This window comes from Gottfriedia sp. NPDC057948, assembly GCF_042887255.1.
Lineage (GTDB): Bacteria > Bacillota > Bacilli > Bacillales > Bacillaceae_G > Gottfriedia.
In genome coordinates this window covers 234,110-245,669 of the sequence record NZ_JBHVPN010000002.1, presented here as the reverse complement: position 1 = coordinate 245,669, position 11,560 = coordinate 234,110, and the positions used below count along the sequence as shown (strand labels likewise).

At 31.9% G+C, this 11,560-nt stretch carries 10 protein-coding genes; 2 read left to right on the top strand and 8 right to left on the bottom strand.

The genetic code is table 11. The annotated features are described in order from the left end of the window. Positions 1-15 precede the first annotated feature (15 nt). From ACFVRR_RS05115 to ACFVRR_RS05080, 8 genes are all read right to left on the bottom strand, one after another. Positions 16-900 carry a glycosyltransferase family 2 protein gene (locus ACFVRR_RS05115; protein WP_387325433.1) on the bottom strand — a complete coding sequence of 295 codons (885 nt, stop codon included), beginning with the start codon at positions 898-900 and terminating at the stop codon, positions 16-18. A gap of 3 nt (positions 901-903) precedes the next feature. Further along, positions 904-2,013: a glycosyltransferase family 1 protein gene (locus ACFVRR_RS05110; protein ID WP_387325430.1), complete on the bottom strand. Its 1,110-nt coding sequence runs from the start codon at positions 2,011-2,013 to the stop codon at positions 904-906. Further along, on the bottom strand, positions 1,998-3,152 hold the full coding sequence (locus ACFVRR_RS05105; protein WP_387325427.1) for a glycosyltransferase family 4 protein: 1,155 nt from the start codon (positions 3,150-3,152) through the stop codon (positions 1,998-2,000). The genes ACFVRR_RS05110 and ACFVRR_RS05105 overlap by 16 nt, the downstream gene beginning before the upstream one ends. A 45-nt stretch (positions 3,153-3,197) precedes the next feature. Next, entirely contained in the window at positions 3,198-4,067 is an 870-nt protein-coding gene (gene galU, locus ACFVRR_RS05100) for a UTP--glucose-1-phosphate uridylyltransferase GalU (RefSeq protein ID WP_387325424.1), read from the bottom strand. 11 nt (positions 4,068-4,078) lie between these two features. Further along, the gene (locus tag ACFVRR_RS05095) at positions 4,079-5,917 is read right to left on the bottom strand and encodes a polysaccharide biosynthesis protein (protein WP_387325421.1); all 1,839 of its coding nucleotides are present in this window, start codon (positions 5,915-5,917) and stop codon (positions 4,079-4,081) included. After that, on the bottom strand, positions 5,914-6,087 hold the full coding sequence (locus ACFVRR_RS05090; RefSeq protein ID WP_387325419.1) for a hypothetical protein: 174 nt from the start codon (positions 6,085-6,087) through the stop codon (positions 5,914-5,916). Before ACFVRR_RS05090 ends, ACFVRR_RS05095 begins: the two co-directional genes overlap by 4 nt. A gap of 252 nt (positions 6,088-6,339) precedes the next feature. Continuing rightward, positions 6,340-7,002, bottom strand: coding sequence for a CpsD/CapB family tyrosine-protein kinase (locus tag ACFVRR_RS05085; protein WP_387325416.1), 663 nt, complete (start codon positions 7,000-7,002; stop codon positions 6,340-6,342). Then, positions 6,989-7,696, bottom strand: a complete 708-nt coding sequence (locus tag ACFVRR_RS05080) for a YveK family protein (RefSeq protein WP_387325413.1) — start codon at positions 7,694-7,696, stop codon at positions 6,989-6,991. Before ACFVRR_RS05080 ends, ACFVRR_RS05085 begins: the two co-directional genes overlap by 14 nt. Positions 7,697-8,219: 523 nt before the next feature. On the opposite strand from ACFVRR_RS05080, the gene ACFVRR_RS05075 reads away from it, so the two are divergent. Together ACFVRR_RS05075 and ACFVRR_RS05070 are read left to right on the top strand one after the other, a co-directional pair. Continuing rightward, positions 8,220-10,835: an Ig-like domain-containing protein gene (locus tag ACFVRR_RS05075; protein WP_387325410.1), complete on the top strand. Its 2,616-nt coding sequence runs from the start codon at positions 8,220-8,222 to the stop codon at positions 10,833-10,835. Between the two features lie 348 nt (positions 10,836-11,183). Further along, positions 11,184-11,546: a group I truncated hemoglobin gene (locus tag ACFVRR_RS05070; protein ID WP_098846502.1), complete on the top strand. Its 363-nt coding sequence runs from the start codon at positions 11,184-11,186 to the stop codon at positions 11,544-11,546. Positions 11,547-11,560 lie beyond the last annotated feature (14 nt).

Here is an 11,560-nt window from a genome sequence, read left to right as displayed (position 1 = left end):
AAACAAAACCACTTTTTAGGCGGCTTTTGTTTTTGTCGTAATATAAATATATAAAGTTATCCCAAATGGAATCGCTAAGATTGTTAAAAATTTTTTAGGCGTCTCGTCTAAAAAACTCCAGTTTCTACTCATAATGCTACTAGAAACATAATGAATGGCTTGTCTGAATTTAAACAATTGACTTGCAAAGGGCAATTTCATCATTTCTTTTCTATAAAACGCAAATCCATTCGGATTTTTAATATATTGACCTAACATATTTAACGATGATCCATCTGCAAGGTACTCTACATGGCATAAAATTTCATTCATTAATAGCATTTCGTATTGTTTATCAAGCATGTGATATTTGTATGCTAGACCAACATAACGTTCATTTTTAAATAGTGGATATGGAAATTCTTTTGTTAACTCAGTCCGATATACAAGCTTTTTATCACCAGTTACGCCAAATTTATTATATAAATCAAATAACCTAGTCTGTTTTCTATTAACCGGCAACTGTGTACCAATAATTTTCCCATCTGAATATGCATCTAGCCCAATAATTCCACTCACATTATCGTTACCAAATTGATTCCAGTACTCAATAATTTTTTCAACCGCTTCTAAAGGCATATAATCATCTGAATCAATACAGACATTAAGTTCTGTGACAATTTTCTGGTAAGCGGTATTATGAGCACCGTGCATTCCTTGGTTTTTCTGCCAATAATACATAATTTCAATTTTATTTTCTTCGATCCAACCTTTAACTAATTCTTTAGTATTGTCAGTTGAACCATCATCAATGATTAACCAGATAAATTCTTTGCATGTTTGATTCTTTAAACTCTCGTAACATTTGTGAAGGCAGTATGCACGATTGAATGTTGGAGTAAATACAGTTAACTTCTTCATATCCTACCTCCCTAACGAGATATATGTCTTTTGGGTATTCTCCGCTATTTTGCGAATATCATATCCTCTTTGGATCAATGCACTCTCCGCATTTCCTCTATTAAAATTTCTTTTTGCTTCTTTCAAGATTTTCTCAACCCATTTTTCACTGTCATTTAAAGAACAGTATTGAATTAGTCCCATCTCCATATCCACTTCTGTTGTAATCGCATCTGAAATAATACAAGATAAACCTGCACCTTGTGCTTCTATTAACGTTACGGGTAAACCTTCATGCAAAGATGGGAAAACAAATACATCCATTGCTTGTAAAAGTTTATGAATATCATCTCTAATACCAAGTAACTTTACATTTTTCTCTATTTGAAGTTCTTTTATTTTCGATTCTATTTTAGCTTGAAGGGAACCCCCTCCAACTAAGATTAGAACTGCATTCGGCATTTTTTTTAATAGTGAAGCAAAAATTTCTAGTAAAAATAGATGATTTTTTTGTTGATTAAATCTTCCAACATGGCCAAGTACAAATGCTTTGTCTGAGATATTTAACTGATCCCTAATTTGTTTTCTTAAATTTAATGAAAATTGAAACCTCTCACTTTCAATTCCATTTTTTAGGATTAGAGATTCATTAGAACGTTTAGTAAATAACCACCTACTTGCAGACTCCGAGCAAGCAAATAAATGAGTAGCATTGGGTTCAATGTATTTACCTACATACCATTTGTAAACCTGTGATGCCAATCCACCTTCACTTTCTGTATTATGACTATGGGCAATTCTCGTAGGTATATTAGCTTTTTTTGCTGCCCTTAAAACTAAGCCACTCATTTTATCCATATGAGAATGGACGATTTTATAATTTGGATTTAGCCTGAAAAACTTATCTAGTTTTCTTATATAACCTAAATGACCAACGTCCGTTATATATGGAATTCTATGAATCTTTCCACCCATTGCAATTATTTCAGAGTCATATGCCCCTTCATTACACGTTAAAAAATCGAACTGTATTTTCGTTCGATCAATATTACGATATAAATTCATTATTAATGTTTCCGCGCCACCTCTGTTCATGTTAACAACGGTATGTAAGATTCTTAAAGGGTTGCCCACATTTTATCCTCCATTTCCTTCATATAGCTCTTATATACCTCACTTTTTTCCAATATTACTTTATCAATGCTATATTTTCTCATAATGATTTTTCTACTATTAGACCCAAGCCTCTCTTTGAGACCCTTACTTTTAACAAGGTCTTTTATGGCGCTTGAGAAACCCGTGAAATCATTACTCTCAACAAGCCATCCATTTTTGTTGTTCGTTACAAGCTCTCTATGCCCCCGATTATCTACCGCTATAATTGGTAAGCCACAAGACATTGCTTCCATTATATTGACCGGCAAACCTTCACGTAGACTAGAGCCAACTGCAACGTCACAAATAGGCAGAAGTTCTTTAATATCTTTTCTAAAACCTAAAAAATCTACCATATGTGAAATTCCAAGTTGATTTGCTAACTGTTTACATTCAGTAAGTAAAGCACCTTCACCAGCTAGTAGAAGTTTTACATTCGACAATTCGTCTTTTATTAAGGACAATGAATGAAGTAGAAATTGTTGATTTTTATTTTTATTAAATTCTGCTGCATAAAAAAGCAAAAAGTCATCTGGCTGATATCCAAACGACTCTCGTATTACTTTTTTATTTAATTCATCAATTGGCTTAAAAACCCCTGTATCTATCCCAACTCCATGAATATGTTCGATTCTTTTAACATTAAAACTTCTATTTGATAACTCATAATCTTCTTTATTAATTGTTATTAAACAATCTGATAGGGGAGCCATGAATTTTTCAATTGGAAAATATAATAGCCAGTTTAATATTGGAGCACCCTTACAAAAATGGAATCCATGTGCTGTGTAGATCAATTTTGTTGTTCCTTTAACCCTGGACTTACGAGCCGCAAGGCGAGTAAGTATCCCTCCCATAGGTGTATGGCAATGTATAATCTCATAATTATTTTCATCTATTATATTTTTAAGGTCTTTTAGTGCCTTTATATTTTTAAAATTAAAAGGCGATCTTTGGATAGGTAGATTAAACTTTTTGTCCACATAATGAATATTGTTTTCACCATTTGCAGCTATATGTACTTCCCAGCCATTATCCTTGAACCACTTTATATATGGCATATGAAATGCCGTAAAATGATAATCCACAGTTGCACAAAAAAGCACCTTTTTTTTCATTTTTTTCACCTATCAACATTATTTTCTAATCATTTGACCCGCTAATTAATTTTTTTTCATTAGTTCCGTTAAATAATCTAGAACATTTTTTCTCAAGTCCTCTCTTTTAAGAGCAAACTCAAGAGTAGTTTTAATAAAACCTAATTTCTCGCCTACATCGTATCTTGTTCCTTCAAATTCATAAGCATAAACTGCTTCTTGTTTGTTAAGTTCAGCAATTGCATCAGTCAGTTGGATTTCATTTCCAGCCCCTGGCTTCTGATTACTTAAAATATCAAATATTCTCGGCGTTAGTATATAGCGACCTAAAATCGCTAAATTTGAAGGAGCTTCTTCTTGCTTTGGTTTTTCTACCAAACTGTGAACATTATAAAAATGATTATCTATTAAACTTCCGTCAACAATACCGTATCTAGAAACCTCAGCTTCATTTACAGTTTGTACACCTAATATAGAAGCATTATACCGATTAAATTGCCCAATCATCTGCTTTAAACATGGTGTTTCGGCTTTAACAATATCGTCGCCCAATAACACTGCAAATGGTTCATCACCTATAAATTTGCGTGCACACCAAATCGCATGACCTAAGCCCCTTGGTTCCTTTTGACGAATATAATGAATATCTACCATCTTTGATGATTTCTGAACCTCTGATAATAATTCAAATTTACCTTTTTCCAATAGGTTTTGTTCCAATTCAAATGAATTATCAAAATGATCTTCAATCGCTCTTTTTCCTTTTCCGGTTACAATAATAATATCTTCTATTCCTGATTCAATAGCTTCTTCAACTATATATTGAATAGTAGGTTTATCTACAATTGGCAACATCTCTTTTGGCATTGCTTTTGTTGCTGGAAGAAATCTAGTTCCTAATCCAGCAGCAGGTATTATTGCTTTTTTAATTTTCATTTTTTTCTCCCTTAATTTAAAATTTGCATTGTAACATTCGTTTGAGAAATAACTCTATTATTAGCCAAATTCAATAATCTTTCTCTAAGATCATCTTTATCTAAATCTGAAAAGTTATTAATAATTTCATGTATTTCACTTATGCGCAAATCTGTTGTTTTTCCAATATAAATCTTCGGATAAATTTGTTCTTCATGAATTTCTTCTTTTTTTAACAATTCCTCAAATAGTTTTTCCCCTGGTCTCATTCCTGAGAATTCGATTTCTATATCATCAAGTGAATTACCTGATAATAAAATTAAATTTCTAGCAAGATCTACTATTTTCACCGGCTCGCCCATGTCTAATACGAAGATTTCGCCACCTTTTGCTAATGCTCCTGCTTGTATTACTAGCCTAGATGCCTCGGGAATTGTCATGAAATAACGCACCATATCAGGGTGAGTAACAGTAACAGGGCCTCCATTTTCGATTTGCTTTTTAAATAGTGGAATAACACTCCCTCTACTACCTAGTACATTTCCAAATCGAACTGCTACAAATTTTGTATCACTATTTTTATCCATATCTTGAATAATCATTTCTGCAAGTTTTTTTGTTGAACCCATTACACTTGTTGGATTGACAGCTTTATCAGTTGAAATCATGACAAATGTTTTTACACAATGCCAGCTAGCAGCTTTAGCAACATTCATCGTACCAATTATATTATTTTTAATCGCTGCCTCCGGATTTCGCTCCATTAAAGGTACGTGCTTGTGTGCTGCTGCATGGTAGACAACATCCGGACTATATTGTTCCATAATTGACATCATTTTCTTATCGTCTTGTAAATCAGCAATCTCTGTAATAAATTCAGTACTAGAATCCTTAAAACTATTCTTTAGTTCCATTTCAATTGAATAAATACTATTTTCGCCATGTCCAAGTAAAATTAATTGTTTCGGATTAAAATTAGAAATTTGTCGCGATATTTCCGAACCGATTGATCCTCCCGCTCCTGTAACTAATACAACATTATTTTTAATCGATTCAGAAATGCTCCCCATATCCATTACAACAGGATCCCTTCCTAATAAGTCCTCTACTTGAACATCACGGAATTGATTGACTGAAACCTTACCAGTAATTAGATCTTCTAACATTGGTAGTATTTTAGTACTAGCGTTTGTTTTAGAGCATTCTTGAAAGATAATATTTAACTCTTTTTTACGTAAAGAAGGAATGGCGATAATAATATTTTCAATTGAATACTTATTTACTACACTTTCAATTTTATCAACCCCTCCTAAGACGGGTATACCCAATATATCTAAATGATGTTTTTTTACGTTATCATCTATAAAAGCAACAGGATGGAGATGACTATAATTATCGTTACTCTTTAAAAGTTGTCTCGCAACCATAGTGCCTGCTGCGCCAGCACCAATAATTAAGGTTCTCTTCTTAATAATATTTTTTCTAACGAATGAATCTCGATATAACCTCCAAGTAAATCTTGAACCACCTATTAATAACATATGAAGTAACCAAGCAACCGCAAATAACCTGAAATACGTTTTTTGCATAATCATTTGCTGAATAATTAATGATGTAAGTATTGAAGACGTTACAATATTAAAGATTATAATTATTTCACCTATACTTGCATATTCCCATGCCTTTTTATAAAGTTTGAAAATGAATGAAAAAATATGATGGCTTAATAAAAGAAAAAGTGAACTTATAAAAACAGGTTTAATAAAAATATCAATTGTTGCGTCTACTAAAAATCGACTAATAAAAATGGATGTGAGTACAATACATGAATCAATAATTATAAATAGAGATAATCTTTGCCTATAAGTCACTTGAATACTCCTCTCATAAACCATCCTACGTTATTTAATTCAAGCTTTTTTCTTCCATCGTCTTTTATTTTATTATTTGGTAACCAACTAGCTTCACTTAGCCGTTCAAATTGTTGATTCAATCTAATTTTATTCTTTAGTGTTTTAGATGGCCTATCCTTATTTTTCATATTCACATCTCCATACTGTATTAATAAAGTGCTTATTTTTGCACTCTTTTAAAAAAGCACATAAATAAACACTTTATATAAAAAACGGGCATTCAACCCACCCTCACACCACACTCTTGACGACTTGCGTCTAAGGTAAATTTCAACCCACAGCATGATCGAGTGCCTACATTGATAAAGGAAAGTAGACATTACCTAAACTATTCTATTTAACATTATTCTTAATTAAGAACAAAATAATAAAAATTTTACTTACTTTTCATTTATAATTGCACCGATTAATCTTCCGTGTGATAGCTCAATTACTCTACTGGCCTCACTCGTCTTCTCTATTTCAGTTTTACCACGGTTAAGTACTAAAACTACACCATCACATTGATTTGCAAGTACCCTTGTCTCTGTATAATCTAATATAGATGGTGAATCAATAAGTACAATATCATAAGATGTAATCAATTTTTTAAATAACTCTTTAACCGCTGAATTCGCCAAAAGTTCTACAGGATTAAAATTAATTGTGCCACTAGTCAATACATCCAAATTTTCAAAATCAGTACTTGTTACTACCTCTTTAAGCTCTAAACGTTTTGTTAACAAATCTGTTAATCCAACATAGTTCTGTAATTTAAAAATTGTATGGATTGAAGCTTCCCTTAAATTAGCATCTATCAATAAGACTTTTTCTTTCTGCTGAGCCATCGATACAGCTAAATTAGCGCTAATTGTTGAATTTCCTTCACCTTTACCAGTTGAAGTAATTAAGAGGATCTTATTCTTTGTTTCCTCAGTTAAAAAATGTAAATTTGTACGTATTGTTCGAAATTGGTCAGATATAATTGAATTTGGGTTTGTAAACGTTACTAGATTTCTTTTTTTAAAGGCTGTGTTTTGTTTTCTTTTATTAAATATCAACATTCTCACCTTCGTTTTTTAATAATTTATATTTCTTTTTCTCAGTTAATAACTTTTTCTTATTCATATTTGGAACAACGCCAATTACAGGTACCCCTAAGATTTCTTCAACTTCGCTTCTTCTTTTAATTGTTTGATCCAAAGAGTCTAGTAAAAATATTAATGCAACGCTAATTACTATTCCCATCACAAATGCAAAAATAATAACTTTATTACTTTGCTGATTAATTGGCATTGAAGTTGCCTCTGCTGGAGTTAATAATTGAACGTTTTTAAAATTTAATATATTACTAACTTCATCTTTAAATGACTTTGCAGTTTCATTCGCAATATTTTTAGCAATAGTTGAATCGGTATCTTGCACTGTAATACTAAAAATAGTTGAGTCGCCTATTCTTTTCACATTTAATTTTTTTGCTAGAGTGTCTTTAGAAATATTAAGTTGTAAATTATTAATTACTTTTGCCAAAACAGTTGGATCATCAATCATAACTGCTAACGTACTCAAGTCATCCTTTGTATTAAGCATTATTCTCGTAGAGGACTCATACACAGGAACATAATTGTTATAATATTTCTGATATAGATAGCCAGCTGATGTAGTTAAAATAGTAAAAACAATAATAATCCAAAATCGACTCTTAATTACATCAAAGTATTCCTTTATATCAATTTCCTTTGGCCTTACACTATTCATCCATTCACCTTCATTTTTTAGTATTTTTTACTGGATATAAAAACATGACTAAAGATTCTATATAACGAACAACATTTTAATAAGCTATCCAAATATTATGTACGCATCTAATTATGCATTTTAAGTACTCCTATGACCTAGTAAAATCTGAAAATTAGGGTAATTATGAACTTAATTTTAATTCTTTATAATGAACTAGTCAATAACATTTTCGCTCCAATTTATACCTATCTTACTATGCTTTAATAATAGTAGATTCTAGTAAATTAATTATAAGTTCCTAGTAAATTTATTGTTAATAAATTATGTTCAGTACTAATCATAAGGACAAAGATGTTCTTTCAAACGAACAATTACCATACTTAATTACTAGTGAGTATTAGTTTTTTTTAATAATTCTTCATTTATTTACTAGATAGATTCACCATCTTTCATGCTATATCTTAATTAGTACAAGCAATTTGGACTGAAATAAATATACTACTCCTATAAATAGACTAATTTATAAGGAGTGTCATGTTATTTGGCAATTAGTAGTCCAAAGATTAATAGTTTACCTGTTGTAACAAGTATAAACGCAAGCTCCTATACCGTAAGTGGTAGCGGGATTGCAAATGCTACTATTTATTTAACGTTTAAAGATTCTAGTAAAAATATGATTTCTACTACTGTTAAAGCAAATTTAAGCGGTACCTTTTCTACAAAATTAAACCTAACTACTCTAAAAGATGGCCAGTTAAACCTGGAAGCTTACCAAAAGGACACAAAAGGTAATACAAGTGGAAAGGTTAATAAGACTGTTTTAAAAGACACCATTGGGCCAGCAATTCTTTTAAGTGTCTCGAATGTTACATTACAAAATCAAAATGCCTATCCCGTAACTGGAAAAGTGGAAGCAAACCAAAAAGTAACAGTAACGGTTAGTGATGGTATTCATAGTCCACTATCTAAAGTAACTACATCTGATACAAGCGGCAATTTTTCAGTAATATTTAATATGAGTACATTAAATAACGGAAGTATTACAATCACTGCTGTCTCGAATGATCAATATGGCAATCAATCTACGAGTTCCTCAGTTGTTACAAAAGATACTACGGTTGTTTCACCTCCGGGAGGAGTATATGAATTAACTTCACAAGAAAGAACTAAATGGGGAATTTATAATGATAATTCTCATCCAATTGAAACAACGAATGGATTTAACCAGGCATTACAGTGGGCAACTAGCAACGGATACACTACCTTTCATGTATTAGGTGGTACGTACTTAATAGCTAAGGGCGTAGAAGATAGAGATCATAATTCTCAAATTAATATGGTAAGTAATATGACATTTTTAATGGATAGCGATACGGTACTTCAAAAGGAAACAAATAAGTGGGAACAATACGCTATTATTTCGCTAAGTAAAGAGATTGTGAATGTGACTATAAAAGGTGGTACCTTGAAAGGTGACCGATATACTCATGATTACACTTATGTTGGTCCTTACACTTCGGGTACACATGAGTGGGGATTTGGAATCATTACAGAGGGAGCAAGTAATGTCATTATTGATGGCGTTAATTTTACAGATTTTACCGGTGATGGTGTTCAAGCTGGTGGTACAACAGTCACAGGCGAGTGGATTGATTCAGCTAACCTAGAACTAGGTGGATTAGATGCAAACGGAAACCCTATTAGCCAATCAGGCAAAATCCGCACAAAACCTTATACACTAAGTGATCCAGCGTATCAAAATCCTCATTTTAGAAATATTATGATGTGGAATCCTGAAGGAGTATCCGGAAAATACGATTTATATTATTACCGCTCAGATGGAAGTTTAGTTAAAATTGATAAAGATCAAGATTTCAATTCATCTTTTGGATATTCTAAGATTCCAGATGACTCAGTTAAATGGCGTGCTGTTTTTAATGCTTCTAGTACAGCAAATGTCGGTGTTCAAATGATGTCTGTTGCAGTTACAGAAAATTTACTGATACAAAATTGCAATATAGGAAATAACCGTAGACAAGGCATAAGTTTAGTAGGTACAGATGGCGTCAAAATACTAAATAATAAAATTCACGATATAAGTGGAGTCGCTCCTGGAAGTGGAGTTGATTTAGAGCCTGGATTTTATCCGGGTATTAATACGGAGATAAGCGGAAATGAATTTTTAAATAATAAAATTCATATGGTACTCTCTTATGGTGGCCATGCAATAGCAAACAATAACTACTTTGGTCCTAATGCTGCTTTCGCTTCAACTAGCTGGGGCGGCGTCTCTGCTTCCAATAACACCTTTGACAATTCTTCATTTGAAAGTTCTGACGGTTCTTCTAATATTACTTTTATAAATAACAAACTAACAAAAAGTGGGGTAGTTTTTGACGGTGGAGAAAATATAATTGTAGATGGTCTTGTTGGTGTTGATTCAGATGTCAGCTTTACCCAGACGGTTGAAAACGGCATAAACGCTTCCAATATTTCTCTTACATCCTCTGGACAAGATTCAGAATTGCATGGTTTTGCAATATGGGGAGACAAGCCAATAACATTGAATACTATTTATCTAGAAGGAAACAATGGTCTAAGTGGAAATGGACTAGCTTCGAATGTATACTCGAATGTTACATTTAATAATACAACTGAATCTCGATTAGCTTCTGGAAACTATAACAATCTAATTGTTACAAATGGAAAGATAAATTTCTATCCTGGGAAAGTAACTATTAACCAGGGTCAGTTTAAAAATAGTACTGTTATACTTGATAACGACAATGGATATCCAAATGTTACTATATCAAGTTCCACATTCAACTTTGATAAATCCGTATCTGGTAACATTATTTTAGTAAATAATGCAACAAATTTTGCTTTTCTTAACAATACAATCTATGATAGTGTAACAACTTCTGCGGATCATCCAATAATTCAAATCGGCCGTGACGCATGGAAAGATTCTCCTACTCAAGTTCAAGTTGCAGTAATTAAAGGAAACAAAATAACATCCAAAATAAAAAGGGTTGGAATTGACACAACTAACGGTGGCATCGGTGCACCTCCTTATGATATTGAAGACAACACATTAATCAATAATACACTTGCATTAACATCTAAAGATATTAATAAAAACAATACAGTCACTTAATAGAAATAGTTGAAAGAGTAAGATAAGCCGCTATAGGAGCGTTAATTATTTATTAAATTAAAGTTCAGCTACCATTAATTTATCTTATATAAATATAAAAAACTCATTCTAACGTTCGCATATTACTTTGTACACAGTTTAAAACTTTCTACAAAGAAAGTAAGTTAGTTCTAGGATATGATTAGGTGGTTGAATCTATATTGTCTAATCAATTTGTTTACACTGATTGATTAGACTTACATTTAAAAGGTAACTATTAAGAAACCTATCGTTAATTAATCAGATTGTAATATATCCATATAATTTCGGGGATTCTACTTATATCTTATTTTGAAAGGAAGCTTCTAAATGGAACAAACTCTATATGAAAAATATGGTGGAGAAGAAACAGTTGGAAAAGTAGTTGATTATTTTTACGATGAATTAGTACTAAAAGATGAAACAGTTAATCATTTCTTTGATAAAACGGATATGGACAAGCAACGTCGTCATCAAACGAAGTTTATTAGTTTCGCTTTAGGTGGACCTAATAAATATACTGGTAAATCTATGTCAAAAGCTCATGAAGGAATGAATATTCAACCCGAACATTTTAATGCAATCGCTACCCATCTCCATGATGCACTAGCTCACTTCGGGGTAAGCGAAGCAGACATTGATCAAGCCCTAACAAAGGTAGAATCACTAAGAGATGACATACAATATAAATAAATAATTGAATAAAA

What these genes read in the sequence shown, in the direction of transcription:
- ACFVRR_RS05080 (WP_387325413.1), bottom strand. Translation starts at nt 7,696, where the DNA reads ATGAATAGTGTAAGGCCAAAGGAAATTGATATAAAGGAATACTTTGAT.
- ACFVRR_RS05105 (WP_387325427.1), bottom strand. Translation starts at nt 3,152, where the DNA reads ATGAAAAAAAAGGTGCTTTTTTGTGCAACTGTGGATTATCATTTTACG.
- ACFVRR_RS05070 (WP_098846502.1), top strand. Translation starts at nt 11,184, where the DNA reads ATGGAACAAACTCTATATGAAAAATATGGTGGAGAAGAAACAGTTGGA.
- ACFVRR_RS05115 (WP_387325433.1), bottom strand. Translation starts at nt 900, where the DNA reads ATGAAGAAGTTAACTGTATTTACTCCAACATTCAATCGTGCATACTGC.
- ACFVRR_RS05085 (WP_387325416.1), bottom strand. Translation starts at nt 7,002, where the DNA reads ATGTTGATATTTAATAAAAGAAAACAAAACACAGCCTTTAAAAAAAGA.
- ACFVRR_RS05090 (WP_387325419.1), bottom strand. Translation starts at nt 6,087, where the DNA reads ATGAAAAATAAGGATAGGCCATCTAAAACACTAAAGAATAAAATTAGA.
- galU (WP_387325424.1), bottom strand. Translation starts at nt 4,067, where the DNA reads ATGAAAATTAAAAAAGCAATAATACCTGCTGCTGGATTAGGAACTAGA.